General features: G+C 42.5%; 29 protein-coding genes and 1 other RNA gene. 13 read left to right on the top strand and 17 right to left on the bottom strand.

What is annotated here, in order from left to right:
* Position 1 precedes the first annotated feature (1 nt).
* From V5P19_RS20805 to V5P19_RS20820, 4 genes are all read left to right on the top strand, one after another.
* Positions 2-1,315, top strand: coding sequence for a site-specific integrase (locus V5P19_RS20805; RefSeq protein ID WP_334407087.1), 1,314 nt, complete (start codon positions 2-4; stop codon positions 1,313-1,315).
* Positions 1,312-2,943, top strand: a complete 1,632-nt coding sequence (locus tag V5P19_RS20810) for a DNA-binding protein (protein WP_188133595.1) — start codon at positions 1,312-1,314, stop codon at positions 2,941-2,943. The genes V5P19_RS20805 and V5P19_RS20810 overlap by 4 nt, the downstream gene beginning before the upstream one ends.
* On the top strand, positions 2,944-3,348 hold the full coding sequence (locus V5P19_RS20815; RefSeq protein WP_080213943.1) for a hypothetical protein: 405 nt from the start codon (positions 2,944-2,946) through the stop codon (positions 3,346-3,348).
* 96 nt (positions 3,349-3,444) lie between these two features.
* Positions 3,445-3,858: a hypothetical protein gene (locus V5P19_RS20820; protein ID WP_099784655.1), complete on the top strand. Its 414-nt coding sequence runs from the start codon at positions 3,445-3,447 to the stop codon at positions 3,856-3,858.
* Positions 3,859-3,915: 57 nt separating this feature from the next.
* Here the strand turns inward: V5P19_RS20820 and V5P19_RS20825 are convergent, their stop codons facing one another.
* The 6 genes from V5P19_RS20825 to V5P19_RS20850 all read right to left on the bottom strand — a co-directional run bounded on the left by V5P19_RS20825 (position 3,916) and on the right by V5P19_RS20850 (position 9,287).
* A complete protein-coding gene (locus tag V5P19_RS20825) occupies positions 3,916-4,569 on the bottom strand; it encodes a hypothetical protein (RefSeq protein ID WP_080213945.1) in 654 nt (217 codons plus the stop codon).
* Positions 4,570-4,881: 312 nt separating this feature from the next.
* Positions 4,882-6,216, bottom strand: coding sequence for a relaxase/mobilization nuclease domain-containing protein (locus V5P19_RS20830; protein WP_099784659.1), 1,335 nt, complete (start codon positions 6,214-6,216; stop codon positions 4,882-4,884).
* Positions 6,216-6,629 (bottom strand): hypothetical protein, encoded by a 414-nt coding sequence (locus V5P19_RS20835; RefSeq protein ID WP_063268351.1) that lies wholly within the window; start codon positions 6,627-6,629, stop codon positions 6,216-6,218. The genes V5P19_RS20830 and V5P19_RS20835 overlap by 1 nt, the downstream gene beginning before the upstream one ends.
* A 185-nt stretch (positions 6,630-6,814) precedes the next feature.
* Positions 6,815-7,357 (bottom strand): hypothetical protein, encoded by a 543-nt coding sequence (locus tag V5P19_RS20840; RefSeq protein WP_143557095.1) that lies wholly within the window; start codon positions 7,355-7,357, stop codon positions 6,815-6,817.
* Between the two features lie 112 nt (positions 7,358-7,469).
* Positions 7,470-7,760, bottom strand: coding sequence for a hypothetical protein (locus V5P19_RS20845; RefSeq protein ID WP_141128349.1), 291 nt, complete (start codon positions 7,758-7,760; stop codon positions 7,470-7,472).
* 27 nt (positions 7,761-7,787) lie between these two features.
* Positions 7,788-9,287: an SIR2 family protein gene (locus tag V5P19_RS20850; protein WP_099803157.1), complete on the bottom strand. Its 1,500-nt coding sequence runs from the start codon at positions 9,285-9,287 to the stop codon at positions 7,788-7,790.
* Positions 9,288-9,479: 192 nt separating this feature from the next.
* Between V5P19_RS20850 and V5P19_RS20855 the strand changes: the two genes are divergently transcribed.
* Complete coding sequence (locus V5P19_RS20855; protein ID WP_048990929.1) at positions 9,480-9,956, top strand: hypothetical protein; 477 nt, start codon at positions 9,480-9,482, stop codon at positions 9,954-9,956.
* A 54-nt stretch (positions 9,957-10,010) separates the two neighbouring features.
* Here the strand turns inward: V5P19_RS20855 and V5P19_RS20860 are convergent, their stop codons facing one another.
* From V5P19_RS20860 to smpB, 6 genes are all read right to left on the bottom strand, one after another.
* Positions 10,011-11,831: a DUF3732 domain-containing protein gene (locus V5P19_RS20860; protein ID WP_080213949.1), complete on the bottom strand. Its 1,821-nt coding sequence runs from the start codon at positions 11,829-11,831 to the stop codon at positions 10,011-10,013.
* On the bottom strand, positions 11,831-12,277 hold the full coding sequence (locus V5P19_RS20865) for a three component ABC system middle component (RefSeq protein ID WP_063268354.1): 447 nt from the start codon (positions 12,275-12,277) through the stop codon (positions 11,831-11,833). The genes V5P19_RS20860 and V5P19_RS20865 overlap by 1 nt, the downstream gene beginning before the upstream one ends.
* Positions 12,274-13,437, bottom strand: a complete 1,164-nt coding sequence (locus V5P19_RS20870) for a hypothetical protein (protein WP_334407112.1) — start codon at positions 13,435-13,437, stop codon at positions 12,274-12,276. The genes V5P19_RS20865 and V5P19_RS20870 overlap by 4 nt, the downstream gene beginning before the upstream one ends.
* 249 nt (positions 13,438-13,686) lie before the next feature.
* Complete coding sequence (locus tag V5P19_RS20875; protein ID WP_063268356.1) at positions 13,687-14,916, bottom strand: integrase domain-containing protein; 1,230 nt, start codon at positions 14,914-14,916, stop codon at positions 13,687-13,689.
* Between the two features lie 166 nt (positions 14,917-15,082).
* Positions 15,083-15,445: a transfer-messenger RNA gene (gene ssrA, locus V5P19_RS20880) on the bottom strand.
* 89 nt (positions 15,446-15,534) lie between these two features.
* The gene (smpB, locus tag V5P19_RS20885; RefSeq protein ID WP_334407115.1) at positions 15,535-16,017 is read right to left on the bottom strand and encodes an SsrA-binding protein SmpB; all 483 of its coding nucleotides are present in this window, start codon (positions 16,015-16,017) and stop codon (positions 15,535-15,537) included.
* A gap of 156 nt (positions 16,018-16,173) precedes the next feature.
* On the opposite strand from smpB, the gene V5P19_RS20890 reads away from it, so the two are divergent.
* Together V5P19_RS20890 and V5P19_RS20895 are read left to right on the top strand one after the other, a co-directional pair.
* Complete coding sequence (locus tag V5P19_RS20890) at positions 16,174-16,611, top strand: type II toxin-antitoxin system RatA family toxin (protein WP_334407117.1); 438 nt, start codon at positions 16,174-16,176, stop codon at positions 16,609-16,611.
* Positions 16,601-16,888, top strand: a complete 288-nt coding sequence (locus V5P19_RS20895) for an RnfH family protein (protein WP_334407119.1) — start codon at positions 16,601-16,603, stop codon at positions 16,886-16,888. The genes V5P19_RS20890 and V5P19_RS20895 overlap by 11 nt, the downstream gene beginning before the upstream one ends.
* Before the next feature lie 87 nt (positions 16,889-16,975).
* Here the strand turns inward: V5P19_RS20895 and bamE are convergent, their stop codons facing one another.
* The 3 genes from bamE to nadK all read right to left on the bottom strand — a co-directional run bounded on the left by bamE (position 16,976) and on the right by nadK (position 20,078).
* The gene (bamE, locus tag V5P19_RS20900; protein WP_014884883.1) at positions 16,976-17,314 is read right to left on the bottom strand and encodes an outer membrane protein assembly factor BamE; all 339 of its coding nucleotides are present in this window, start codon (positions 17,312-17,314) and stop codon (positions 16,976-16,978) included.
* 138 nt (positions 17,315-17,452) lie between these two features.
* Positions 17,453-19,114, bottom strand: coding sequence for a DNA repair protein RecN (gene recN / locus V5P19_RS20905; protein ID WP_334407122.1), 1,662 nt, complete (start codon positions 19,112-19,114; stop codon positions 17,453-17,455).
* A gap of 85 nt (positions 19,115-19,199) precedes the next feature.
* Positions 19,200-20,078, bottom strand: coding sequence for an NAD(+) kinase (gene nadK / locus V5P19_RS20910; RefSeq protein ID WP_334407124.1), 879 nt, complete (start codon positions 20,076-20,078; stop codon positions 19,200-19,202).
* Positions 20,079-20,200: 122 nt separating this feature from the next.
* Here nadK and grpE point away from each other — a divergent pair, with 122 nt between their 5' ends.
* Positions 20,201-20,794 carry a nucleotide exchange factor GrpE gene (gene grpE, locus V5P19_RS20915; RefSeq protein ID WP_334407126.1) on the top strand — a complete coding sequence of 198 codons (594 nt, stop codon included), beginning with the start codon at positions 20,201-20,203 and terminating at the stop codon, positions 20,792-20,794.
* Positions 20,795-20,844: 50 nt separating this feature from the next.
* Here the strand turns inward: grpE and V5P19_RS20920 are convergent, their stop codons facing one another.
* Positions 20,845-22,131, bottom strand: coding sequence for an HlyC/CorC family transporter (locus V5P19_RS20920; protein ID WP_334407171.1), 1,287 nt, complete (start codon positions 22,129-22,131; stop codon positions 20,845-20,847).
* Between the two features lie 18 nt (positions 22,132-22,149).
* On the bottom strand, positions 22,150-22,941 hold the full coding sequence (locus V5P19_RS20925) for an inner membrane protein YpjD (protein WP_045906908.1): 792 nt from the start codon (positions 22,939-22,941) through the stop codon (positions 22,150-22,152).
* 166 nt (positions 22,942-23,107) lie between these two features.
* On the opposite strand from V5P19_RS20925, the gene ffh reads away from it, so the two are divergent.
* The 5 genes from ffh (at position 23,108) to rplS (ending at position 26,600) form a co-directional block, all read left to right on the top strand.
* Positions 23,108-24,469: a signal recognition particle protein gene (ffh, locus tag V5P19_RS20930; protein WP_131635737.1), complete on the top strand. Its 1,362-nt coding sequence runs from the start codon at positions 23,108-23,110 to the stop codon at positions 24,467-24,469.
* 137 nt (positions 24,470-24,606) lie between these two features.
* Positions 24,607-24,855 (top strand): 30S ribosomal protein S16, encoded by a 249-nt coding sequence (rpsP, locus tag V5P19_RS20935; protein ID WP_022649067.1) that lies wholly within the window; start codon positions 24,607-24,609, stop codon positions 24,853-24,855.
* A gap of 15 nt (positions 24,856-24,870) precedes the next feature.
* Positions 24,871-25,410, top strand: coding sequence for a ribosome maturation factor RimM (gene rimM / locus V5P19_RS20940; protein WP_119938480.1), 540 nt, complete (start codon positions 24,871-24,873; stop codon positions 25,408-25,410).
* 31 nt (positions 25,411-25,441) lie between these two features.
* Positions 25,442-26,209 (top strand): tRNA (guanosine(37)-N1)-methyltransferase TrmD, encoded by a 768-nt coding sequence (trmD, locus tag V5P19_RS20945; RefSeq protein WP_315686517.1) that lies wholly within the window; start codon positions 25,442-25,444, stop codon positions 26,207-26,209.
* 43 nt (positions 26,210-26,252) lie between these two features.
* Complete coding sequence (rplS, locus tag V5P19_RS20950) at positions 26,253-26,600, top strand: 50S ribosomal protein L19 (protein WP_006178051.1); 348 nt, start codon at positions 26,253-26,255, stop codon at positions 26,598-26,600.
* The last annotated feature ends 27 nt before the right edge of the window (positions 26,601-26,627 follow it).

The following is a 26,627-nucleotide window of genomic DNA, read 5'->3' on the forward strand; positions in this document are numbered from 1 at the left end:
AATGAAAACAAGCACTTTAAAAAAAGAGAATGTAGTTTTTGCAATGATGAAGGGGTATAGGTTCAGGATTTCAGATAATAAATGGCAATTAGATATAAATAATTGTGTTTGCCCACATAAGGTTGCCGATAAAATGCCAGGGTCGATGCGTGTTGGTTATCTTAATACCTTGGCATATTTTTCGTCTGAATATAGTGCAGGCTACATAAAGAATATAAATCACATCTTTAGCCAATGGCTAAGATTGATGGATCTTGAAATGATTAATTCCAAAGCGGTTTATCAATTTAATGTTAGCTTAGACCCTGAGAAAAACTATAAGCTAAATTCAATAAAGAACTTTCTTAGTAAATGGAAAAAACTCGGTTATGAAGGAGTAGATAACTCAGCTCTAAGAATGCTGGAAAAAATAACCATTAAACCTAATTTAACAGGGGAAGCCGTTAAACGAAGAGATCCGAATAGTGGACCACTAACGGAAGAAGAGCTGAAAATCATACTTGAAAGTATCAGGAAATTGTTGAAAGAAGATAAAATCCCTCTGTTTATGTATTGCTACGTTATTCTATTAGCAACAACGGGAAGGAGGCCATCACAGCTAACTTCGTTGAAAGCGAAAGATCTCATCAGAACGGAAGAGGGTTGTTTTCTAAATATACCGAAAGTAAAACAAAGGAAGAACTTCAGAAGTGAGTTCAGCATGATGAGAATCGACGATAGCCTGTATGAGGAACTTATAACCTTGATTGATCTGAACAAGAAACATATCGAAGATAGGGTCAAGAGGAAAATTAGTCATTTAAAAAATGAATTACCTATACTCATGGACATTAAACAATATGTATTAATTGATACTGGACAAAGTTTAGATACCATCATGACAACTGATTTTTTACATATGAAGAATTCTTTTATCTCAAACAGACTAAATAATTTGACTACTAAATTCAACATTGGGTCATCAAGTAATAACGGCCCTATACGGATTAATGCAAGACGATTTAGGTATACCCTGGGAACTCGTTTAGCAAAGGAAGGTGCATCAGTTGAAGTAATAGCTAAAGCATTAGACCATAAATCTATAAACTCATCAGGGATATACGTAAAAAATTGTCCAGACAATGTTCATGATATAGACAAGATGCTCAATCCTTTTTTTGAACCGCTATCAAAGATATTTCTTGGAGAAGAACAGTCAAAAAACAAGAAGCTCTTTACTGAATATATTTTAAATTCGTTCGGATTTTTTAATGATAAAAATGATCAAATTGAATGTTTCACTTGTAAAAACTTTAGAGCCTGGAGTTCCCAATGACCAATATCATACTATTCGAGCCAGCCAATGCTAATAATCCGAGTTTAAATGTTGATGAATTTATTGAATTTTGTAAGAGTAATATTTTCAACTCGAAGTTAGCGATTTCATGGAAAAGCAATGTATGGAAGAGATATTATAGATTCAATAAATTTGACATGAACAACAATCGAAATAGCAAAGATAGATTAGATGGTAGTTTCATTGATTTCGCTAAAGCTTATATGTTTCATATTCACTCGTTTAACAGGTCAAAGTCAAACCAAAATACTTTGTCAATGTTGAAAATCATTGAGTTTGTTTTATTGAAATTATACGGAGAAGCTAATATTATTAAGTGCAATAATATCATATTTGATGAATGTGCAAGGTTAGCATCTGCCAAATATTCAAAAGTACAAGCAGTTGGAATTGGTAAAGAACTTGAGAAACTATGTTTATTCTTAACAGGAAACAGAATGACGACTTCATCATACTTTTTCTGGGTAAATCCGTTAAGACATAAAATAACTCAGAGCTGGAAAGGTTATGAACCTTCACTCGAAGGACACTCAAAACTACCAGACATAAAATCTGTAATAGCTATTGCTGAGATTTTCTCTAAAGATGAAAGCCAATTGTCTACGAGGGACATTTTCACTACTTCTGTTCTTACACTACTCATGTGTGCTCCAGGAAGAATTTCAGAAATTTTAAGTCTTCCAGCAGATTGTGAGATTACTGAAAAAGATGACAAAGGCATTGAACGATATGGTTTAAGATTTTTTTCCGCAAAGGGTTATGCTGGGGATATTAAATGGATTCCTACAGTAATGGTCCCTATAGCTCAAAAGGCGATAGCTCGATTAAAAAAACTGTCCAACCATGCAAGGTTTGCCTCAAGAACAATGGAAGGCCAAGGCACTGAGTCATCCAAGTATGCACTCATTACCACAAAGCCTCAGAATTTTCCTTGGTATGATGAAGAAAAAAGAATTAAATATTCAAATGCTTTATGTCTTTTATTTGATAGGCAACTGTGTCAGAAGACAAGAAAAGATTTTACATCTTTTTTCAGACCCACGGCTGAGTTTTTTAGAATGGATATTAATGCTGTTGCAAGTATTAAAGGCACAACAAACCTGTTCAAAAGACACGGCTATATCAATGAGGATGGTATTCCCTATTCTATTAGAACTCATCAATTAAGGCATCTATTGAATACTTTTTCTCAAATTAATGGCATGGATGAGTTTAGTATCGCTCGATGGTCTGGAAGAAAGTTGGTCTCACAAAATGTTTCCTATGATCACCGATCACACTTACAAATGACTAAGCTCATAAGAGAAAAAACGACAATCGAGGCAAGTAATAGCCATAGGAAAAAAGAAATAGCTATCATGGACATAACTGATTTCGATTCATTGAATGATGGAGCTGTGCTCGTTACTAAGTATGGTTACTGCAAGCACTCATATGCTTTTGACGTATGCGGTTATTATCCAATACAAGACTCTGGAAAGGATGATGATCGACTATTGGTAATTCATAATAAAATTATTGAAAAAACGTATCATGATAAAAATGATGGGAATCTCAATGCTGAAAAATGGTATGAGTTTCAAACTAAAATTATAAAAGGAGAATAAATGGCTAAACATATTACTGGTTATGATGAAAAACGCATAACAAATGTTATAAATAACTGGAATAAAGATGAGAAGCTAACCTGGGATGCTTTATGCGACAAGTTAGTAAAGATTATTGGTAAGAGACCTTCAAGACAATCTCTAAGTAGCCATGTCAAGGTTTCGGATTGTTTTAATTCTAAAAAGAAGATTCTCAAGTTTGGTATTAAAGAAACATGTTCTATTAAGCCTGCTAATTTAGAAATCGCTTGTCAGAGAATAAAGAGGCTCGAAACTGAAAACGAAGCTTTGATAGCATTAAATAACAGATATTTAGAGCAGTTCAAGATATGGCTTTATAATTCTCATTTGAAGCAAATAACAGTTGAAGAGCTTAATAGACCCTTACCTGTAAAAGATATTTAAATATAATTTGATAGATTTTAACTATTGACATGATTAATAATTCTGATATTTCTTTAATTGTCTGGATGACAAAAATAAATTGCAAGGATGCATATTATGGAAAAAATAAAGATCAATATCATGGAAAGATATCTTCTTCTACTTGATCGATTCGTTGATAAACTAACGCAATCAGGCTTCGCAGAAAGAGAAACAATCGAGCAGTCCTATCTTTTTTGTGCTGGTTTTTACATTAAATACCAGTCCGAAATTGAAAGGTTAACGTTCTCAAACAGGGAAGTTGTATTAAACTTTTTGCTTCTTTCTTATTATTGCTATATCAATAAAATTGAAAATGACATGATCGATAAAGAACGAATGAAAAGTATATGTTCTTCATTGATTGATTTCATCATTAATAATGGCAGCAGAACTGAAAAAATCTATATGCATGAGAAAAAGAAATATAGTGCTAATATTCTAAAAAAAGAGTTATCCATCAAAGAGAAGAAAAGAAAATATGGACTGTGATTATTTAATAAGCCCGCAGTAGGAATCTACGGGCTAACTCTTTGTTGCTGATAATTTTTATCTTTTTACTAAATCGATAAGATTTCTGAGTTTATGATCAAATCTCTCGCTTCTTCTTTTAATCCATTTGATACAAACGAAGCTTCCGATCCTTGAGAAGAAATATGTGAGCCACATATACTTGTGCTCATCCCACACATATCCATCTTTGAATCCCACAAGCAATGAGCAAAATGCAATGAAAGAAGCCAAACAAAGCAAAGTGAAGAGAATATAAAACCACTTCGGAACTGGCATTACTCTGAAGAAAGATGCTGTCGAAGCATTATGAAATAGCATTGTCAGAAAAGCTGGAATAATGACGGTTTTCCTGTTTAAGTTTACTTTATATTCGCCTGTGTTTGAATTAATAATGAGCGCATCGGCATATACGACACAGGAGTTATCGTTGCTATACTTTCGAAGCTCGTATAGACGAATCCTGTGTGAGTTCCTTACCGCGATACCATAGGCTGAAATCTGCTTTTCATCACCATCATTTGTTTTTACCAAGATTTGAGCATTTGTTGGGTTGGAACTGATGACAGTCGCAGAGAAAATTTCCGCAAACTCGAAAGTTTCACCAAACAGTTCGAATTCATTAGTAATGATTTCTTGTTGCTGGCGCTCAGACAGACTAATGTTGTGGTGTTTCGTAGTGGAGATACTCATACAAGTTCCTATGTGTTCTGAATGAAGTCATATTCGTTTTATGGAGAAATCAAGGAATACACACGAGATGGTATCTGCCATTTCAAAACCTTCTTCTCATTGAAATAAAAAATAGACTAGTTAAATCAGTCTATTAGATGAATATTTGTAAATTGACATTTTGACTGAGTTTGCAGCAAAGGCAAATCACTTGTACCGATCGATTTAAAAACTTTGATAGTTTATGGCTATCGTGTTTGTTTTATCGATCGGTGCTATCGATCAATTTATTGGGCTGCACTTATCAAGAAGGCTTGCCACCGTGAGCCATGCTCACATTGAGTGTGTTGCTTTACGACGAAATGAAGGCGTCTCAATATAGTTTTTTGGTCTTGAGGGAAACGTCTCAACTACCTTAACGCAGGTGATAGTCTTGTGCTTTACTGGGGGTTTCAAAAATGGGATTTTTAGCTTTTTCAATATTCTCATAAAGATATCGAGATAGGGGATGGTTTCCAACCATCTGAAACCAGTCTGCACCATAGGCAGGGACTGATTGTTGCGAGCTTCTTTTACCGCTTCGGTTGCATACACTTCTTTAGTACCTCCACAAGCTTCTGAGAGAAGTGCTGCGGCAGCCTCTTCTGTTGCAATAGAACCAGATATTATTTCCACTCTCAGTAAACCTTGAGGGCTTTCGTCAGCTTCGTGTAAACACTCTTCGCCCAGACCAGTACTGTTAACGGGGATAATCACTTCGATGGCTTTATTCACGTCTTCTGTTATGGTTTCTGTAGGGATGACTATTTCAGAATCTTCATTGACAGATGCTTTCAGTTCGAACAGAAAAGCATTATCGCGTTCAGCTTGGTAATCGATCTTGTTTTGTAATTCAGCCCAAGAATACCCTTTTCCTAATTGAGATGCTTTGAACACAATCCCCTGGTATTCGAATGAGAAGCCGTTCATGCGGCCAGTAGAAGCGATGTTCGGGATTGCTCTGATGTTTTGTGCCACAAGCTGATGCACAAACTCAGTGGTTGATGGTTTATTGGCAAGGAATACTTCAAGAGCGTTCTGGATGATGGTTTTAGGGCATAACTCACCAATCCTTTCCTCCATCATCGCTTCATTACGTGATTTTTTGTGTTTTGGTTCAGGGGAGGGCGATGCCGGAGGTGCCTTAGCTTCCGGCCCTTTGGTTCTTGTCAGTGAATAGTCGAGTTCAAGCTGCTGGATGATGCGGGTGCTGATGAGATTTTCATTTTTTCCAAGGTAGAGCTTCCCCGAACTGAGTTCGATGCGACTGGCGATGATATGGATGTGCTGACCAGCCTTATCGTCATGAAGGACATAGCATCTTAGATGCGTCTCAGAGAAGCCCATTCGGGACATATAATCATCTGCTATTTCAGCCCACTGAGCATCAGTCAATGCCTCGTTTTTAGGCAAACGAAGCGAGTTGTGCCAAACAGCCTTTTGCACGTCAGGACGAAGCTGTTTGGTGCTATCAAATTCAGCGATCAGATCTTTAGCGGCATTGCCAACTATCGTTACATTTCCACCGATCACGATAGGGTCATTTTTATGATGAGAACCGGGCTTTAACGTATAGAGGACTACACCAGCAAAACTCTTTCCTCTGCGGATTTTTTGCATCCCTTTCATTATTTATCACTGACAGATCGATTTGCTGACAGAAGGGCATCTCTTAGTGCTTTTATTCTTTTTTGCACCGTATAAATTTCAGTGATAGTAAAAGGACTATCGTGTGATTTAGTGTTGAGATGCTGAACAAGGTAGTTCAGATCCTGAGATGCTTTGGCAAGGTCTTTCCAGACAGTTAGATTTATTTCTGGAATTTTGGGAGGGAGACGATTCAATGCTGACATACGTATCCAAACAGCACGGTTGAGATCCTCTCGTAGGCTATCAACGTAAGACAACTCGGCATCATTTAATCTGATACTAATACAATGAGAACGTGTCTGCTGAGAGGGTAATTCAGCAGAAGCGAAATTTTCATAGCTACAGATTCTGAATGGCTTGATATTATTAAAAGTATGATTTCTATCATTCATATGAACTCCTTTCATATTGTAAAGTAAAATAAGCATGTCCGTTATGCTTATTTTACTTATATGATAGATGCTGAAAATGTCAATGTATGCAGTTGATTTTGCTTTTAATTTTTTCAACCAAAGGGCGAAAAAACAAGGAGCAACTCAAAGTATCACCGAAGGAGATGCTGAGAGTTAGCCCTTGCTTATAGCTTGGTTCTTGTGGCTTGTTCAATTAACATGTTTTTCAATAATTGAAATTGTTTTTCTTCTAATTTTTTTGATTTAAATATTCGGTCGATCTCCGGTTTTGATTCACCATTTAAAATCATGCTTGATAATTTTATATTGAAGTCTAAAAATTGAGACCTTGAAAACAAACATTGATTAATCAAACCGTTATGTGGACATGGCTTGTTTGTTTCTCTAATTTTATTTAATAAAGAAATTGTCTTTTTGAATTCTTCTGGATGATTCTTTATCATAAGTGAGTAATATTTGTAATTCGTGTTAAATTGACGAGTGTATAATCTTTTGAATTCTTCTTGCGTATATTTTTCATTTATATTTTTCTCATCAATAAAAATATTCTTATCTTTATGTAAAGTAAGATATTCATAAGCAATCTGTGAATATTGAGAACCAAGCATTTCTTGCACGTCATCACTTGCATTATTTGATTCATTAGCAAAACTATTTGTTGAGAAAGCTATGCTTGTCAGAAGAAAAAGTAATTGAGTTATTTTCATGGTGTGAACCTCTGTAATTATTATTAATGTGATAAATAACTACAATGTTTTAACCATGTTGTCAATTTTAGTAAAAGGCCTGCTTATGAACAAGAAGGCCTTTTACTTCTCTTTATTTATGGATGTTATTATATTCTGTGTCAACATTCGAACAGTCAAAACCTGGTTGCGCAGCAGCAGGTATTGTATCTAATAGAGATACTACCCTTTCTGCTGTCTTTCTATTTATATGATATATAGCAACTAATTTATCAATTAATTGGTTGCTTGAAATATTTAAGTTTTCTTGCTTTTCGGAGCAGGCATGGAACAACGGCGCATGATCAATTGGAGAAACAATCTTTGGTGGTTCTGCGTAGACAGCTAAAGGTAATAATAAAAATATTGAAAAGAGTTTATTCATTTTTTCCTCGAATGTTTTAATTGAAATTTAAATGTCATAATGTTTATAATCGTACAAGCATAATAATCGTCTATATACTGTGCTATTTTTATCTTCGAAAGATAATAAATAACTCTTAATATCCTCAGATTGTATTCTATCTTGATAATAACTATGAAAGATGCAGTCATCTTTTTTTGAGATAGGTAATGCCCTATCATCAATAATTTCTGAAATAGTATTGTGAATATTGCTGCAATTGTTTGCAGTTGTCCGCTCAAAATGATCAGCAAGTTTCCTTCTTTGTTGTTCCTTATAAATTTCTACATTATCAAGTTCAGGGCAGATTTCACTGAATGCAAAGATTGGAAAGAACTGGGAACTTTGTATTTTCTGTTTATTTAACAATATAATTAATTGCTTATTTGCTTCCTCAACAATCTTGAAATAATCTTGCATCATCTCAGGCTTGGTTTGGAACTCATACTTGACTCGTTTATGAGATCCTACGGCTAAAACCATTTGTCCATTTTTTAACTGGTCTAAATCTTCTGTGATTTTTACTTCTATATCCCCACCACTTCTTATTTCATTCCAGACTTTTTGAACTTTTCTAATATCCATTGCTGAAACTGGTAAGATTAAATCTGACAAGCTTTCATATATAGAAGCGTAATCATCAGTCTTTATTTTATTTATTCTTATTGTGGTAGCATTTCCTATATATATATCGTGTTCAGATATGGTATTAGATCGTGAATCTTTTTCATATTCGACAAGTAAAAAATTACTTCTTATTTTATTAGCTATATCTGAGTTAGTAGGCACATAGGAAAAAATAGTCTTTAAAATTTGCTGTATATTTCTATCGCTTATGCTATAACCAATAAAGATAACCGGATTATGAATGAATAATGAGAGTAATTGTGCTCTAATTAGTTCATATTTGTTATCGAAATAGTCATAATCTTCTTCTGTAATCGTTAGTTCGGAAGGGGCAGAGACACAACCATGTATTTTATATACAGAACCATAAGGATTACTTAAAAGTATGCTATTACCTATTAGGGGTTCGAATTCAAAAAATTGTTCAATCAAAGTGTCATAATTAGTAGTAATAATTGAACCAATATTTTTTCTCATTTTTATCAGTTCAGCTATTTCGTCATTTTTTTCTTCTTTAACTAAAGTGGTTGATAATATTTTAGTTATATATATTTTAAATCTACTTAAATTAACACCTTTATCCATTTCAGTATAGAAAATATCATTTATTTCTTTGAATTTACCATTTCTGTCATTAGATAAAGTTTCGTTAAATAATCTTTCTATATTGCTTGCAATTTTTTCATATTTATACTCACCATTTATTTGACATTTTGATTTAATGTCAAGATAAGATTCTTTATCACCGGTAAGCTCAAAGCAGATATGAGATAGGAGACCATTCCAATCAAAGGAATTTGACAGATATCTCAAACTGAATCCAGTTCCAATGAACAGTACTGGATGATTTCGATAGTTCCCGATAAACTCTCTTATATCCATAATTTAAGTTAACTCTTTGTTTATAAAGGGAAAGTAGATGTTTTAGCAATCATAATAATATTATCGTTTGATTATCTAGCACTGTCCAGCTTTCTTGGGCAAAAAGTGCTTTTTTCTCATTGATTTTGCTTAGTAATACGATAAGGAATATACTTCGAGAGAAATTAATTTTGAGTATGATAGGAGTTATCTATGTCGATCATAATGGATATTATCTCTGTTATTGGTTCTGGTGTTTCGATATCTGGTATTACCCTGAAGGATTTAATCAAGAAAAACCCTAATAAAGTTGAAATTGAACGTTATATAAAATTTCTTGAACCAAAGAAAGTCTTAACGGCTCCTCTTGATGAGGAAATTATTTATGCAGTTATAAAAAGCCTGGAAGAAATAAAGAAAGAGACGGAAAATGTTAGGCTGAAATGCAATGATGAGTCGGTTTCATTAGTTTTATTAAATTTGGTTTTGACTATGAGTGAAGAACTTATGAGTCTTCATAAGATTTCTAATTCCGCTGATGCTAATGTGAAGATGTATAAAAATCTGCAAAAGATAAGAATAAAATTTGCTCAAGCACTTGCTATGTTATGCAGCGCATATGATATTGATATAACACGTTCAGAACTTTCAAAATTTATCCTGGATGTTGGTTATAAACCTCGTAGCTGATAAGCTGTGGCACTATGTATGCAATCATAGTGCCCTCATAATCTCTGTACGATTTTATTTGAAATGAATTAAACCATAATTGCCTCTTAATTCATTATCAACAAGAGTAAAGTTCGTCATTTCTCTGTCAAGCCAATAAGACTCTTCAATATGCTCTAACAGTATTATTTGGAAACCACCATGAGACCGCATTTTCTCAACAAAAGAATTAATTTCATTTAGGGCTGCATCAAGGCTTGCAAAGTCATCAGTTTTTTTACCAGCAGTACTAAAATATGGAGTGCTGGGCTGGTCAATTACTAAGAATCGTGGAACCCACGGTACGTTTCTATCTCTTACCAATTCGTGAAGTGCAAGGAAATAAGCTACATGTACATACATATAGTTAGAAGCACTTCCAATATCTATCATTTTTTCAACTTGATTTTTATTTATCAGATCAAGTGTTTTTTTTGCCTTGTTAAATATAGGAGTTGCATCCTCAAATCCTTTTAAAGGCATCCGTGTGAATATTTCCTTTATTTTTCCGTTCAGTAAACTCAATGTATATTCTTTAAAGGCATTATTATCTGTTATCTTGCTTTCTAACTCATCAATTTTCGTAGTTATCTTTTCTATAGTATCAGTGTAATCATATTTAGGGAGAACAACTATCCGTTTAATTTCAGAACTGAGTTCGCCCATGAACCGATAAAGTTCGATTGGTGTAATCTTTTCATCACTAACAGTTGTAAGTTTTTTACTCAAGGATGATATTTTAAGTTCTAACTCTTTTCTCTTAGCATTTGTTTTTGATATGAGTGAGTTTTGTCCTTTTTCGGCTATAGCCTTTTTTATCTCTGAGCTTTGGTTCAATAAGGATTTAATGATTGAATAGATGTTTTTTGTATATAATATTTCGCTATAATTATCATCTAAATATTTGGCTATTAAAAGAGAGTCTTGGTTGTCTTTTAAAAACTTCTTATATTCAGTGTTTGTTTCTATATATTCATTAATATCTGTCAGTTCTTTTTTTAAGAGAAAAAGTTCTTTTTCAATTTTTGTTCTTTCATTAATTGCTGGGATTTCGTTTATATCCTTGTAATTAACTATCGCTTTCAAATTTTCAAGTTTATCACTTACAGTTGGTTCATTCTTACGGTTTTCACTTATTAAACCAAAATAACACGCCCTGTCGTATAGTGATTCTATTTCACTTTCGAAATTGAAATAAGAGTCTTTGCTAGCCGACTGTTTATATTCGATACGAGCAAGATTCCTTTGTAATTCTTCTAACCGCGTTCTCATTATCATAGTTTCGGCGTTTTCACTGCCAAGAGCCATGTCAAAGGTTCGGTCAATACGCTCTCTTGTCTTTAAATCAGAGATTTTTGAATAAAGATGTTCTGAAGAGGTTAGTGTTGTTTGATCTATAAAGCAATGCGGGATAAAATATCTATAGGATACTTTTGACCCTTGTTGTATGAATCTACCACCATAAGGGATTTTTAGAGAACTATTAATACCAAACTCATAATTCAGATGTTCCTTTAAAACATCTTTTTTGATATTGTTAATAGGGATTTGTGGAATGTCTCCATTTTTGTCAAAGTAAACTAGATCATCTTCTTCAAAGTGTGTCGCTTTTCTACAAATAGTGAAATATTTACCGTTTATACTTAATCTAATCCCATACCAATTTACAAAATTATCGACATTTGTTTTTGATATGCCATCAGATGATGAGGATAAAAGGCAATAATCAATGATAGCCAGTATTGAGGATTTCCCTTTGCCAGAATCACCTGTTATTACATTTACCTTATTTTCCTTAAGTTCTAAATTCCTCAAGGTTGAATCAATTTGCCATATTAAAATATTAGTAATCTGCATTATAATCTAACTCCACAAATGTCATATATATTGTGTGGTTCTTCTAATAATAAACGTGCAACATTTATCGATGCTGCCTGTATTTTTACGGCTCTTTTGCCAATAAACGGGATCGCATTATCTAATATTAACTTTTTTTTAAATGCTAATTTACCGTGTTGTAATTCAGCTATTCCATTTTCAAGGCACAATGAAACACAATTAACTGAGGATGGAAGGAAATTATAGAATCTTTTATTTATGGATACTATTATTTCGGGCTTGGTTAATAGTAGATCTTGAAAAGATAGTGTATTGGTTCTCTTGTGGGCAAGGTAATCTAAGCTTTTTTTATGAAATATAATTGGTAAAATTAGCATTGCATTGCTTATTTCAATATTTGATGCTATTGATAACACCTCTTGCAAAGAGAATATACCCAAAAGCTCATTGTTATATATTTTCATTTATAGACTGACTCCCAGTTTTGAAGCCATCCTATTTTGGGCTTATCTGAAAGGAGCAAGAACGTTCCTGTAGTCATAGATTTAGGTAATTGATTTTTATCCAACACAATATTACAGTTTCCTGTCAATTCAGTATAGACAGAGAAGGCTTTATTGAGATGATCTTCATTTATTTCTGTAAAACGGCTTCGTATATACGTTGCTGAATGACGTGATTGCCATTCATCAAACGCTTTTTGATATATTAGTCTTTCTTCTTGAGTTGTTAAATCTCCAGAGCTTTGCAATTTTTGAATGAAAGCTTCTGTTTTGGCCATTTCATTTATATATTTTACGATTGAATCGCTATTTAAATCCAAATCTTTGAGTTGTTTGTAAGAGATCTTTGACTCAACGTTAGTTGGGTATGCAGATTCAAAATCGTAGTATTGGTCGAAATTATTTATACAATTTCTTGAAATTTGAATAATCCTATCTATTCCCAAATTATTTCGAAAATCATCATAACTTATATTTATTTTGGTATGGTTTTTAACCAAATCATATTTATGTTTAAAAAAAGCACCTGAAATATAATTAAAAGCATCATCTATTTTATCATCAGGGATTGCTAATGTTTTTAGTAATGTTTTTATTTGGCGGATGATCCCATCTTCGCTATGTTGAAAACTTATACTATTAAATAAACGTTTAGAAGAATTGCTTTCGAGTGAGTTTATGATAGAAATATACTTATAGAGGTCATCTGACTTATTTTTATGATCTTGTTCTATCTTTTCTATTTCATCTTTTATTTTTTCAATGTCCTTAGTGTCGTTAGTCAAAAGTTGCACGATACCAGGCTCTAAGGTAAGACCTTTGTTAGTGTAAAAAATAAGGCTAATGCTTTTGTCGCCTATGGTCTTAATCGCCTCTGACCAATTATATAATGTTTTCCATAAGTCTATGTCTTTATTAGTTATATTAGACTTGTTAATTGAATGTTTAACTTGGATAAAGGTTTTATGACCCTCGATGCTCTCAAGATGGAGATCGTCATAAACTTCAATCCCAATGTGTTCTTCTGGTTTAAGCTCTAAGGCATGTTTTAAAGCAACGTAATCTTGATAGGTAAAACCTATTGAATTTTTGTCAGCATTAGTTTTTTCAAAGAAATCCATATGGTAGTCCACTAAGGAAACAAGCAATGAAAGCATAAAAAAACATCAGTATCATTTTTTCACCATAGCAAACACTAAAAACATATGGAAGCACACGTATCAAAGTTTAGTTATATAACCTTATGTTTTTATACTGGTTTTATGTACATATGCGCTTTTAATTCGAGAGAATGTTTTAGCTACGGGGCATTCGTCAGCATATGGGCATTTCAGGCTATCCCTATCCTTCTTGCTAATCCCCTGTATCAGTCAAGCAGCGATAGCTTTAGCTCTTTGAGTTTGAACGTAATCACTCCACCATTGCATCAAACTCTGTCGCTCTATCAGATATTCTGCACGATTGTATGCTGCGATAATTTCATCTTTTTTTGAGTGGGCAAGCGCTGCCTCAAGAACTTCGGCTCTGAACTTACCAGACTCCTCTGCCGCTGTTCTTGCAATAGAACGCATACCGTGAGCTACAAGCTCGCCTCCGAACCCCATTCGGATGATAGCTGCGTTGGCTGTTTGTTCATGCATATGATTAAGAGGCGCTTTAATGCTGGGGAAAACCCATTCTCTATGCCCACTTATTGATTTCATTAATTCAAGGATGCGCAAAGCTTCTTTACTCAAAGGAACTTTGTGTGGCTTTTTCATTTTCATAAAATCAGCAGGAATGTTCCAAATGCTGTTAGTTGTATCAATATCAGACCACCTTGCGCGAACAGCTTCACCCGGACGAACCCATGTCAACAATTGCCATTCAATTAGCATACGTGTTTCCAACCGGATTGACGCATTCGTCAAAGATTCCATAAACCTTGGCAATTCGCTTGGTGGAAGGGCAGGCATATTTTGCTTTTTTGGTTTACTGAATCTTTGACCAAGGTTGTCAGCCGGGTTGAACTCAATAAGTTCTTCAGTGGCTGCCCACCGGAAGATTTCATTCAGACGAGAAATGATACGGCGTAGAGTTTCCAATACGCCTCGTTGCTCAATCGGATCAAGGTGTTGTTTTAAGAGCTTAGGTCGGATCTCATTGATAGGGACATTACCCAGACCAGGAAAGACATTTCTCTCTAAGCTGCGCCAGATGTCTGCTGCATGGTCTTGTGAGATACCTGATGTCTTTACCTTCTCATCTAACCATTTCCGCGCTACAGCTTGGAGAGTGTGCTCAGTAGCACTCTTTAATGCCTTCGCCTTATCGTTGTTATGGATTTGGGGATCAACACCATTTGCCAGAAAGGAGAGATATTCATCACGTAAGGCTCTGGCTCTTGCAAGGGTAAGGTGAGGATATGTCCCAAGGCTCATTTTGGTTCTTTTCTTGCTCACTGGTACTGCATACCTGAAATACCAATTTTTCTTGCCTCCTTTCGCCAAAGGAGCGATTCGTAGAATCAAACCATCACCGTCAAACAAGTTGATTTCTTTATCGGCTGGCTTGGTGCTTTTGATTTCAGTGTCAGTGAGCTTCTTAGCAATTTTTGCCATTTTGGGACCCTCGGTTTTTGGACCCTTCTTAGTGGGTCCCATTCAGGGTGCCATAACTCGTAGTTCTCAGCAATTCTCACTGGACGACAATAGACGTAAAAAAGCCCGCAGAGCTTGTGCTGTGCGGGCTTAGTAGACTTCATTGTACTTCGAACAACTAATAAAGTGGTGGAGCTGGCGGGAGTTGAACCCGCGTCCGAAATTTCTACATCCTCGGTACTACATGCTTAGTTTGTCTTTACATTCGCACGCCAGCTGCGGACAGACACGCCACTAACGAACTAGCCTGATTAGTTTTAGCACTTCAACCCCAGGCAGGGCATCCGCGCGATCTCTTTTGGGTTTGACCTCTCTTGATCCCCGTCTTAAGAGCGGAAGCTAGGGAGAGAGGGCTCTTAGCAGGTTATTAAGCTGCTAAAGCGTAGTTTTCGTCGTTTGCGACTATTTTTTTGCGGCTTTTTACGAGGCAAACCGCCCCTCGGCATGCACCTTGGGTTTCGCAAATCCCGTCGAATCCAGAATCAGCCCCAATAGTGTTGAACTGAGTATACCAGATTTCACTTCCTGGATACCAGCCCGAAACGCTAACTTATTGAATAGTACAATAAGCGCGCAGAATCAACGTCCTGCGTTTTTCATGATACGTGCTTTGTCGAGCTGCCACTCGCGCTCTTTAAGATCGGTACGCTTGTCGTGCTGTTTCTTACCTTTCGCGACGCCGATTTTCACTTTGCACCAGGCATTTTTCCAGTACATAGAGAGCGCAACGACGGTAAAACCTTCGCGGTTGATGCGTCCGTAAAGCGATTCCAGCTCACGCTTATTCAGCAGCAGCTTACGGGTGCGCGTTGGGTCGCAAACGTAATGCGAAGAGGCAAAGGTCAGCGGCGTAAAGTTAGCGCCGAACAGGAAAGCTTCGCCATCTTTCAGGATCACATAGCTATCGCCGATGTTTGCTTTCCCAGCGCGCAGCGATTTTACTTCCCAGCCCTGCAAGGCAAGGCCAGCTTCGAATTCTTCTTCAATGAAATACTCGTGGCGAGCACGCTTGTTTTGCGCAATGGTCGCCGAGCCTGGTTTATGTGCTTTTTTCTTCGTCATAAGTGTCGTAAAGCCGTCGGTAATCTGATTTCAAAAAGTCACCTCATTGCGTCCCGTGAGGTCTAACGCGCTATATTAGCACGAGATGAGGCTTAGCGTTTTTTTAACAGGTGATAAATGTTATTATTTGTCGGTTGTGTGACCATGGAAAATGCTATGCCTCAGATTAGCCGTACCGCGCTCGTCCCCTACAGCGTGGAACAAATGTATCAGTTAGTGAACGACGTTAAGTCTTATCCGCAATTTATTCCGGGATGCACCGGGAGTAGGGTGCTGGAGTCTGGCCCGACGCAGATGACGGCGGCGGTGGATGTCTCCAAGGCGGGGATCAGCAAGACGTTCACCACCCGCAATACGCTGACCGATAATCAGAGTATTTTGATGCATCTGGTGGATGGTCCGTTTAAAACCCTGATGGGCGGCTGGAAGTTTACGCCGCTGAGTGCTGACGCCTGCCGCATTGAATTCCATCTGGACTTTGAGTTTACCAATAAGCTGATTGAGCTGGCGTTTGGCCGCATCTTTAAAGAGCTGGCCTCAAATATGGTTCAGGCCTTCACGACCCGCGCCAAAGAGGTTTACAGTGTCGCATAAGATTGCCGTGGAGGTGGTCTATGCGCTGCCGGAGAAACAATATCTGCAGCGTGTTACCCTGGAAGAAGGGGCGACCGTTGAGGAGGCGATCCGTGCTTCTGGCTTACTCGACCTGCGCAGTGATATCGACCTGGCGAAGAATAAAGTCGGTATTTACAGCCGCCCGGTGAAGCTGGCGGATGTGCTGAAGGACGGCGACAGGGTGGAGATTTACCGGCCCCTAATTGCCGACCCGAAAGAGTTGCGCCGTCAGCGTGCGGAGAAATCGGGGAAATAATTATCCCCTCATCCCAACTGGGCGAGGGAATAAAAGAACAACAAAAAAGGTGCTCACTGAGCACCTTTTTGCATTTCAGACCGCGGATTACTTGGTCAGGGCTGGCTTGTTGTCGATGTTGGTCAGCACACCGGCGCTACTGAAGGTCAGCGTCAGGGTCTGCTGGGTCACGTCTTCATGACCTGGCTGCTGACGGAATACATAGAACCAGGTGTTTGTGCCGAACGGATCGGACATCATCGGGGTTCCCAGTGCATAAGCGACCTGCTGTTGTGTCATCCCCACACGGATTTTAGACACATCGTTAGGGGTTAGGTAGTTCCCCTGGTTGATGTCAGGACGGTAAACCACTTTCTCCAGAGTGGAACAGCCTGCGGTCAACATCAGAAGAACCGCTGCGGCAGCGGTCAGCATTTTACAACGCATAGTGATTTGATTCCTTTTCGGGCCCGAGCAGAACGCGGCTCATATGTTATATGCCGATGATAATAGACCTTGCCCCACTTTGAAACCGGTCTGGCGGCGTTTTTGTTGTTCTGTATGACCCTGAGATCCCGAAAAAGTTTATGCCGCCAGCAGTTCTTTCGCGTTCGCGAGCGTATTGCGGGTGACCTCGCTGCCGCCAAGCAAGCGTGCCAGCTCCTGCAAACGGGAACGTTTATCCAGCGGCTTCATGTGCGTTTCCGTCATTTCGCCGTCGGTTTCTTTACTGACGATGAAGTGATGATGACCGCAGCCAGCGACCTGCGGCAGGTGGGTAACGCACATCACCTGCGTTGATTCGCCCAGCTGGCGCAACAGTTTACCCACTACCGCAGCGGTCGGGCCGCTGATACCCACGTCCACTTCATCGAAAATCAGCGCCGGCGTTTCCATTTTACGGGCAGTAATCACCTGAATCGCCAGGGCAATACGCGACAGCTCACCGCCTGAGGCCACTTTAGAGATAGCCTGTAACGGCTGACCCGGGTTAGTGGTCACGCGGAATTCGATGCGGTCTGCACCTTCCGCCGTCAGGTGATTCTCTTCAAAGCGGACATCAATGGTGAACACGCCGTGCGGCATCGCCAGTGCGCGCATGCTGTCGGTGATGTGCTGACTTAATTCCACAGCATAGTGCTGACGGATATCGTGCAGTTGCTTCGCCGTTTCCAGCGCCTGCTGATGATGCATATTGACCGCCAGGGATAAGGTTTCCAGAGAGTCAGCCTGATCGTCGAGCTGCTGTTGTTCATCAAGCAGAGACTGATAGAACGCTGGCAGCTCTTCCGGCGTGACGTGATGCTTACGTGCCAGTGAGATCTGACGGGAGATGCGTTGCTCCAGTTCGAACAGGCGGTTCGGGTCGAGTTCCAGACGTTCACAGTAGTGGCGCAGCTCATCACCGGCTTCGGAGATTTGAATGGCAGCCTCTTCCAGCATGTCCAGCACGCCAGAAAGTTTACTGTCCATGCCTGCCAGCTCGGTCACTAACTGACGCACGTTATACAGCTGGCTTTGCAGGTTAATATCTTCACCATCAGCCAGCATGTTCAGCGCATTCTGGCTGGTCGACAGCAGATGGCCGCTGTTGGCCAGACGCTTGTACTCTTCGTCGATTTGCTCAAATTCACCCGCCTGCGGGTTGAATTCGTTTAGCTCTTTCAATTGGTACTCCAGCAGTTCAGCCCGCGCCGCGCGCTCGTGACTTTGCTGCTGGTGCTGTGCCAGTTCACGGCAGCTTTGATGCCACTGGCTGTAGTGCTCCGCCATCAACTGAGTAAGTGCATACTCACCCGCATAGCCATCGAGCAGGGCTTTCTGCTGCTCCGCTTTAATCAGTTGCTGGTGCGCGTGTTGGCCGTGGATCTGAATGAGGAGCTGGCCGAGTTCGCGAAGCTGTGAAAGGGGAACCGCCGTGCCGTTGATGAAGCCGCGAGAGCGGCCGTCGCTGCTAATGACGCGGCGAAGTAAACACTCACGCCCATCTTCAAGCTGGTTTGCTTCCAGCCAGCGCAGGGCGGCTGGCGTGTCTTTCAGGGAAAAGCGGGCGCAGAGATCTGCACGGGTGGCGCCTGTGCGCACCATATCTCCCTCTGCTCGACCGCCAAGGCACAAGCCGAGGGCATCTATGGCAATGGATTTACCTGCACCGGTTTCGCCGGTGATGGCTGTCATGCCGCTGTGAAAGTCGATTTCGAGCTCACGAACAATGGCAAAGTTGCTGATGGTCAGTTGTGCCAGCATAATTGTTTTCCTGTATGAAAAACCATGACTGTGTTTTCATACAGTATAAACTGGTTTTTTATACAGTAAAGCGCTGGATGAAAAATCAGAACAATTTTTTTGACCAGCCAAGCTTAGAGCTTAATGTATTGAAATAACTGTAATCTTTTGGGTGAATGAGATTCAGGTGGTAATCACAACGACGAATGAGCACATCTTCGCCTTCCTGAATCGGCAGGGCGATCTGGCTGTCACAGCTGATCTCCAGGTCGTTGCGGCGGTGTGAAAAGCGCAGGCGTATTGTGCTGCTGCTGTTAATGACCAGCGGACGAGCGGACAGCGTGTGCGGGAACATCGGCACCAGGGTGATGGCATCCAGCGATGGCGTCAGTATCGGTCCCCCCGCAGACAGCGAGTAGGCGGTCGAGCCTGTCGGTGTTGAGATAATGAGCCCGTCTGAACGCTGCGAGAAAGCAAAAATCTCGTCGATATAGACTTCAAACTCAATCATGTGCGCCACTTTACCGGGGTGGAGAACCACTTCGTTAATGGCGGTGCTGATGCGCTTAGGGCAGTCCTGCTGGCACACCTGAGCTTCCAGTAAAAAGCGTTTTTCGCTGATGTAGTGGCCTTCGAGCACGTCAGCCAGTTGCTGTTGCGCGTTGTCCGGGTCGAGATCGGTCAGAAAACCAAGGTTGCCACGGTTAATGCCGATAACCTTAATATCATAACGCGCCAGGGTACGTGCTGCCCCAAGCATATTGCCATCGCCGCCAACCACAACGGCGAGATCCGCCTGTTGGCCAATTTCCGCCAGCGTGCCGGTCTTGACGCCCTTAAGCTGCAGCTCCTGGGCGATCTGCTGTTCGACCATGACTTCATAGCCTTTGCCAGACAGCCAGCGATACAACATTTCATGTGTCGTCAATGCGGTAGGATGACGTGGATGCCCTACGATGCCAATACACCTGAAATGATTATTCATTTTCTGGAGGTCCTTGTGCCTGATGAATGATGACAATCTGTCTTGTTCCCTTGAATCCCGGAAACTGATCCCCATAATAAGCGAAGTTAGCGAGATGAATGCAGAAAAACGCGGAGAAATTCATGAGTAGTAAAGAACAGAAAACGCCTGAGGGGCAAGCCCCTGAAGAAATTATCACGGAACAGCACGATAACGTTGAGGCCGTAGAGTCAGACGCGTCTGCTGATCAGGTGGACCCGCGCGATGAAAAAATTGCCAATCTGGAAGCTCAGCTGGTAGAAGCGCAAAATCGCGAACGCGATGGCGTGCTGCGCATCAAAGCGGAAATGGAAAACCTGCGTCGCCGTACTGAACTGGACGTTGAAAAGGCGCATAAATTTGCGCTGGAGAAATTCGTCAACGAACTGCTGCCGGTGATTGATAGCCTGGATCGCGCACTGGAAGTGGCTGATAAAGCTAACCCGGACAACGCGGCAATGATTGAAGGTATCGAACTGACGCTGAAATCCATGCTGGACGTCGTGGGTAAATTTGGCGTGGAAGTGATTGCCGATACCAACGTACCGCTGGATCCTAACGTTCATCAGGCAATCGCCATGGTGGAATCAGAAGACGTTGAAGCCGGTAAAGTGCTGGGCGTGATGCAGAAAGGTTATACCCTGAACGGCCGTACTATTCGTGCCGCAATGGTGACCGTGGCGAAAGCAAAAGCGTAATTTGCCATTCGTAGTGCCGGGTGGTGGCTTCGCCTCACCCGGCCTATAAGCTACTCAGCGATACTTTCGCGTAAGGGTTTCACGGGCAGGACTTTCACCTGCTTAATCATATTGTCCTGCACGTCCAGGATATCAATATCGTATTGCTCAATACGTACCCGCGTACCCGCCGCAGGGATCTCTTCCAGCGCTTCCAAAATCATTCCGTTGATGGTGCGAGCCTCGTCTTCCGGCAGATGCCAGTTGAACGCTTTGTTGAGCTCACGAATATTCGCGCTACCGTCGATCAGCACCGAGCCGTCGTTTTGCGGCGTGACTTCTTCTGCAAGGGAAGGGGACATCGACGTTGTGAAGTCTCCGACAATTTCTTCCAGAATATCCTCCACCGTCACCAGTCCCTGAATATCACCGTACTCGTCCACCACCAGACCGACTTTCTTCTTATTACGCTGGAACTTCACCAGTTGTGTACTGAGCGGTGTGCCTTCCGGCACGTAGTAAATTTCGTCGGAAGCGCGCAGCAGAACCTCTTTGGTGAACTCTTTTTTCTCGGTCATCAGACGATAGGCTTCCCGCACGCGCAGCATGCTGATGGCATCATCCAGCGAGTCGCGATAAAGCACGATGCGCCCGTGCGGGGAGTGCGTCAGCTGGCGGACGATGGCTTTCCAGTCGTCATTGATGTCGATCCCGACGATTTCATTGCGCGGCACCATGATGTCGTCCACGCTGACCTTTTCCAGATCCAGTACAGACAGCAGCATGTCCTGGTTGCGGCGGGAGATCTGCGTGCGTGATTCATGCACAATCGTGCGCAGCTCCTCTTTACTGAGCGCGCTGCTGATGGTGACGTCTGCTTTAATGCCGACCATGCGCATCAGCAGGCGGGTAACCATGTTCAGCAGCCATACCAGCGGCATCATCAGGATCAGCAGCGGCGCCAGCAGGAAGCTACTGGGATAGGCGACCTTTTCCGGATAGAGCGCAGCGACGGTTTTTGGCAGCACCTCGGCAAACACCAGTACTACAAACGTCAGCACGCCGGTGGCAATTGCCACGCCGGCGTTGCCGTATAGCCGCATCCCGACGATGGTGCCCAGCGCGGAGGCGAGAATATTGACGAGGTTATTGCCAATAAGCACCAGGCTAATCAGTCGATCCGGTTTGCGGAGCAGTTTTTCAACGCGGCGCGCGGCACGGTTACCCTGCTTCGCACGATGACGCAACCGGTAGCGGTTCAGCGTCATCATGCCGGTTTCCGAGCCAGAGAAATAGGCGGAGATGACCACCATGACGATCAGCGTAACGATCAGCGTGGTGGTTGAGATGTGTTCCAGGGGGAACTCCTTTGTTACTTAGCCAGCAAATTGCTGTATGAAGCGGCTGCCGAAATAGGCAAGGGTGAGAATGCCCGCACCCGCGACGTTGAACCAGACCACGCGACGACCGCGCCAGCCTTCATGATAATGGCCCCATAGCAGGACAATATAGACAAACCACGCGATGATGGAGAGCACTGCTTTGTCGATATTCTCTACGCTGAACAGGTTTTTCATATAGAACAGGCCAGTACAGAGCGTTAATGTCAGCAGTACCACGCCGACCTGGGTGATATGGAACATCTTACGCTCAATGACCATCAGGGGCGGCATTTCATGGTTAAACGCCAGCTTTTTGTTTTTCAACTGGTAGTCAATCCAGGCGAGCTGCATGGCGTAGAGTGCGGCAATGATCAGCGTCGCGTAAGAGAACAGCGACAGGCCAATATGCACCAGCATCCCCGGGGTGGCTTCGAGATGGGTAATAAACTCATTGGGCATGAACGTCGCCAGCGCCAGATTGATCAGCGCGAACGCGTAGACAATCGGCAGCAGCAGCCAGCCCCGATTTTTGGATGCCACAATGGTCATCACCGTACAGATCATCAGGCTGACCAACGAACCGACGTTCAGCACGCTCAGGTTTTGCACGCTACCGTCGCCAGGAATGATGCGCGACTCCAGCGCAAAAGCATGGCTTATCAGTGCGATCACCGCTGAAAGAATAGCCATGCGCCGCCAGCCGCTGTTTTTTTGCAGCAGGCCAGGAATGATCAGCGCGAGGCTGATTGAATAGGCAACAAGGGCGATCAGTGCGAAAACAGGCATATAGGCATCGACAGTTGTCTTAATAAGAAAGAGAAGCAGTATAACGTTACGTGACGCCTGCTCCAACCGTTGCATAACAACAAAGGCGCCTTCATGTTATACTCCGGCAAAATTCTGTGTATGTGTCGCTACGGCGACCCAACGTTTCTACCTCAGGCGAGAGACAATGTTTGATAATTTAACCGATCGTTTGTCGCGCACGCTGCGCAACATCAGCGGCCGCGGACGCCTTACTGAAGAAAATGTTAAAGAAACGCTGCGCGAAGTCCGCATGGCGCTGCTCGAAGCCGACGTGGCGCTGCCCGTCGTGCGTGATTTTATCAGCCGCGTAAAAGAGAAAGCGGTTGGTCATGAAGTGAACAAAAGCCTGACCCCGGGTCAGGAGTTCGTTAAAATCGTTCGTAACGAACTGGTTGCGGCGATGGGCGAAGAGAACCAGGTGCTTAACCTGGCCGCGCAGCCACCGGCTGTTGTGCTGATGGCGGGCCTGCAGGGTGCGGGTAAAACCACCAGCGTCGGTAAGCTGGGTAAATTCCTGCGCGAGAAGCACAAGAAAAAAGTGCTGGTGGTTTCTGCCGACGTCTATCGCCCGGCGGCGATTAAACAGCTGGAAACCCTGGCGGAACAGGTTGGCGTAGATTTCTTCCCGTCTGACGTGGCTCAGAAGCCTGTCGACATCGTTAACGCGGCGCTGAAAGAAGCGAAGCTGAAATTCTACGACGTGCTGCTGGTGGATACTGCCGGTCGTCTGCACGTTGACGAAGCGATGATGGACGAGATCAAGCAGGTACATGCTTCTATCAACCCGGTAGAGACCCTGTTTGTTGTCGATGCCATGACCGGTCAGGATGCGGCGAACACCGCGAAAGCGTTCAACGAAGCCCTGCCGTTAACCGGTGTGGTGCTGACCAAAGTGGACGGTGACGCCCGCGGCGGTGCGGCGCTTTCTATTCGTCATATCACCGGTAAGCCGATTAAATTCCTCGGCGTAGGCGAGAAGACCGAAGCGCTGGAGCCTTTCCACCCGGATCGTATTGCCTCCCGTATTCTCGGTATGGGCGATGTGCTGTCGCTGATCGAAGATATCGAGAGCAAAGTTGACCGCGCGCAGGCCGAGAAGCTGGCCAGCAAGCTGAAAAAAGGCGACGGTTTCGATCTGACCGACTTCCTTGAGCAGCTGCGTCAGATGAAAAACATGGGCGGCATGGCGAGCCTGATGGGCAAACTGCCGGGCATGGGCCAGATCCCTGACAACGTTAAATCGCAAATGGATGACAAAGTGCTGGTGCGTATGGAAGCGATCATCAACTCGATGACGCTGAAGGAACGTGCGAAGCCAGAAATCATCAAAGGTTCCCGTAAACGCCGTATCGCTGCCGGTTGTGGCATGCAGGTACAGGACGTGAACCGCCTTCTCAAACAGTTCGACGACATGCAGCGCATGATGAAGAAAATGAAGAAAGGCGGCATGGCGAAGATGATGCGCGGCATGAAAGGCATGATGCCGCCAGGATTCCCTGGCCGATAAACCGTGTTTAATGCTCAGTATCCAAGATGCTGATTGCATTTTCCCCAGAAATCAGTAAAATTTTCGGGCTTTTAATATGACACCCGGGCTCCGTTCCTCGATGGGGCCCGGTTGTTTTATTCACACAAGAGGATGTTATGGTTACTATTCGTTTAGCTCGTCACGGCGCTAAAAAGCGTCCGTTCTATCAGGTTGTTGTTACTGACAGCCGTAATGCACGCAACGGTCGCTTCATCGAGCGCGTTGGTTTCTTCAACCCACTGGCCTCTGGCGCAGAAGAAGAAACTCGTCTGGATCTGGATCGTATCGCTCACTGGGTTGGCCAGGGCGCTACTGTTTCCGATCGCGTTGCTACGCTGATCAAAGCAGCAAACAAAGCAGCTTAATCTGTCACGGTGGTCATGATGAGCAATAAAGCACCTGTTGAACCGATCGTATTGGGAAAAATGGGTTCTTGCTACGGGATCCGTGGTTGGCTCAGAGTGTTTTCCTCCACTGAAGACGCTGAAAGCATTTTTAATTATCAGCCCTGGTTTATCCAGAAGGCCGGTAAGTGGGAAGAGGTCGAGCTGGAAAGCTGGCGTCACCACAATCAGGATATCGTCATCAAGCTGAAAGGCGTTGACGATCGCGATGCCGCGAATGCGCTGACGAATTGTGAAATTGTCGTGGATTCGTCGCAGTTGCCACAGCTGGAAGCGGGTGACTACTACTGGAAAGACCTTATGGGTTGCCAGGTGGTCACTACCGACGGCTACAGCCTGGGGAAAGTCATCGATATGATGGAAACCGGGTCAAATGACGTTCTCGTCATTAAGGCAAACCTGAAAGATGCATTTGGCATCAAGGAGCGGTTGGTTCCGTTCCTCGATGGACAGGTTATCAAGAATGTCGATCTCACTACTCAAACTATTGAAGTAGATTGGGATCCTGGTTTTTAAATTCTCCGGATAAACGGTAAAAGACGGCGCTATGTGGATTGGCATAATTAGCCTGTTTCCTGAAATGTTCCGCGCGATTACCGATTACGGGGTAACTGGCCGGGCAGTAAAAAATGGCCTGCTGAGCATCCAGAGCTGGAGTCCTCGTGACTTTGCTCATGACCGGCACCGTACCGTGGACGAACGTCCTTACGGCGGCGGGCCGGGGATGTTAATGATGGTGCAACCTTTACGGGACGCCATTCACACAGCAAAAGCCGCGGCAGGTGAAGGCGCAAAGGTGATTTATCTGTCACCTCAGGGACGCAAGCTTGATCAAGCGGGCGTGAGCGAACTGGCGACGAATCAAAAGCTGATTCTGGTCTGTGGTCGCTACGAAGGGATAGATGAGCGCGTAATTCAAACCGAGATTGACGAAGAATGGTCTATCGGCGATTACGTTCTCAGCGGTGGTGAGTTACCAGCGATGACGCTGATTGACTCCGTCTCCCGGTTCATTCCGGGTGTACTGGGCCATGAAGCTTCGGCAACAGAAGATTCTTTTGCCGATGGATTGCTGGACTGTCCACACTATACTCGTCCTGAAGTGTTAGAAGGGATGGAAGTACCGGCAGTGTTACTGTCTGGAAACCATGCCGAGATACGTCGCTGGCGTTTGAAGCAGTCGCTGGGCCGAACCTGGCTTAGAAGACCTGAACTTCTGGAAAACCTGGCTCTGACTGAAGAGCAAGCAAAGTTGCTGGCCGAGTTCAAAACTGAACACGCGCACCAGCAGCATGAACATGATGGGAATGCGTAATACGCTCCCGAATATCAGTTTACCCAGGATAAGAGATTAAATTATGAGCAACATCATTAAACAAATTGAACAAGAGCAGATGAAGCAGGACGTACCTTCCTTCCGTCCAGGTGACACCGTGGAAGTGAAAGTATGGGTTGTTGAAGGTTCCAAAAAACGTCTGCAGGCATTCGAGGGCGTGGTTATCGCTATTCGTAACCGCGGTCTGCACTCTGCATTCACTGTTCGTAAAATTTCCAACGGCGAAGGCGTTGAGCGTGTCTTCCAGACTCACTCTCCGGTAGTTGACAGCATTGCTGTTAAACGTCGTGGTGCTGTACGTAAAGCTAAACTGTACTACCTGCGTGAGCGTACTGGTAAGTCTGCTCGTATTAAAGAGCGTCTGAACTAAGATTCGCTTAAGCAACATCCTGTTAAA

Source organism: Enterobacter sp. UNJFSC 003 (assembly GCF_036903355.1).
GTDB lineage: Bacteria > Pseudomonadota > Gammaproteobacteria > Enterobacterales > Enterobacteriaceae > Enterobacter.

Bases quoted from the DNA above. Each gene is read 5' to 3' on its own strand.
- V5P19_RS20805 (WP_334407087.1), top strand. From the start codon at position 2: ATGAAAACAAGCACTTTAAAAAAAGAGAATGTAGTTTTTGCAATGATG.
- V5P19_RS20810 (WP_188133595.1), top strand. From the start codon at position 1,312: ATGACCAATATCATACTATTCGAGCCAGCCAATGCTAATAATCCGAGT.
- V5P19_RS20815 (WP_080213943.1), top strand. From the start codon at position 2,944: ATGGCTAAACATATTACTGGTTATGATGAAAAACGCATAACAAATGTT.
- V5P19_RS20820 (WP_099784655.1), top strand. From the start codon at position 3,445: ATGGAAAAAATAAAGATCAATATCATGGAAAGATATCTTCTTCTACTT.
- V5P19_RS20825 (WP_080213945.1), bottom strand. From the start codon at position 4,569: ATGAGTATCTCCACTACGAAACACCACAACATTAGTCTGTCTGAGCGC.
- V5P19_RS20830 (WP_099784659.1), bottom strand. From the start codon at position 6,216: ATGAAAGGGATGCAAAAAATCCGCAGAGGAAAGAGTTTTGCTGGTGTA.
- V5P19_RS20835 (WP_063268351.1), bottom strand. From the start codon at position 6,629: ATGAATGATAGAAATCATACTTTTAATAATATCAAGCCATTCAGAATC.
- V5P19_RS20840 (WP_143557095.1), bottom strand. From the start codon at position 7,357: ATGAAAATAACTCAATTACTTTTTCTTCTGACAAGCATAGCTTTCTCA.
- V5P19_RS20845 (WP_141128349.1), bottom strand. From the start codon at position 7,760: ATGAATAAACTCTTTTCAATATTTTTATTATTACCTTTAGCTGTCTAC.
- V5P19_RS20850 (WP_099803157.1), bottom strand. From the start codon at position 9,287: ATGGATATAAGAGAGTTTATCGGGAACTATCGAAATCATCCAGTACTG.
- V5P19_RS20855 (WP_048990929.1), top strand. From the start codon at position 9,480: ATGTCGATCATAATGGATATTATCTCTGTTATTGGTTCTGGTGTTTCG.
- V5P19_RS20860 (WP_080213949.1), bottom strand. From the start codon at position 11,831: ATGCAGATTACTAATATTTTAATATGGCAAATTGATTCAACCTTGAGG.
- V5P19_RS20865 (WP_063268354.1), bottom strand. From the start codon at position 12,277: ATGAAAATATATAACAATGAGCTTTTGGGTATATTCTCTTTGCAAGAG.
- V5P19_RS20870 (WP_334407112.1), bottom strand. From the start codon at position 13,437: ATGGATTTCTTTGAAAAAACTAATGCTGACAAAAATTCAATAGGTTTT.
- V5P19_RS20875 (WP_063268356.1), bottom strand. From the start codon at position 14,916: ATGGCAAAAATTGCTAAGAAGCTCACTGACACTGAAATCAAAAGCACC.
- smpB (WP_334407115.1), bottom strand. From the start codon at position 16,017: ATGACGAAGAAAAAAGCACATAAACCAGGCTCGGCGACCATTGCGCAA.
- V5P19_RS20890 (WP_334407117.1), top strand. From the start codon at position 16,174: ATGCCTCAGATTAGCCGTACCGCGCTCGTCCCCTACAGCGTGGAACAA.
- bamE (WP_014884883.1), bottom strand. From the start codon at position 17,314: ATGCGTTGTAAAATGCTGACCGCTGCCGCAGCGGTTCTTCTGATGTTG.
- recN (WP_334407122.1), bottom strand. From the start codon at position 19,114: ATGCTGGCACAACTGACCATCAGCAACTTTGCCATTGTTCGTGAGCTC.
- nadK (WP_334407124.1), bottom strand. From the start codon at position 20,078: ATGAATAATCATTTCAGGTGTATTGGCATCGTAGGGCATCCACGTCAT.
- grpE (WP_334407126.1), top strand. From the start codon at position 20,201: ATGAGTAGTAAAGAACAGAAAACGCCTGAGGGGCAAGCCCCTGAAGAA.
- V5P19_RS20925 (WP_045906908.1), bottom strand. From the start codon at position 22,941: ATGCCTGTTTTCGCACTGATCGCCCTTGTTGCCTATTCAATCAGCCTC.
- ffh (WP_131635737.1), top strand. From the start codon at position 23,108: ATGTTTGATAATTTAACCGATCGTTTGTCGCGCACGCTGCGCAACATC.
- rpsP (WP_022649067.1), top strand. From the start codon at position 24,607: ATGGTTACTATTCGTTTAGCTCGTCACGGCGCTAAAAAGCGTCCGTTC.
- rimM (WP_119938480.1), top strand. From the start codon at position 24,871: ATGATGAGCAATAAAGCACCTGTTGAACCGATCGTATTGGGAAAAATG.
- trmD (WP_315686517.1), top strand. From the start codon at position 25,442: ATGTGGATTGGCATAATTAGCCTGTTTCCTGAAATGTTCCGCGCGATT.
- rplS (WP_006178051.1), top strand. From the start codon at position 26,253: ATGAGCAACATCATTAAACAAATTGAACAAGAGCAGATGAAGCAGGAC.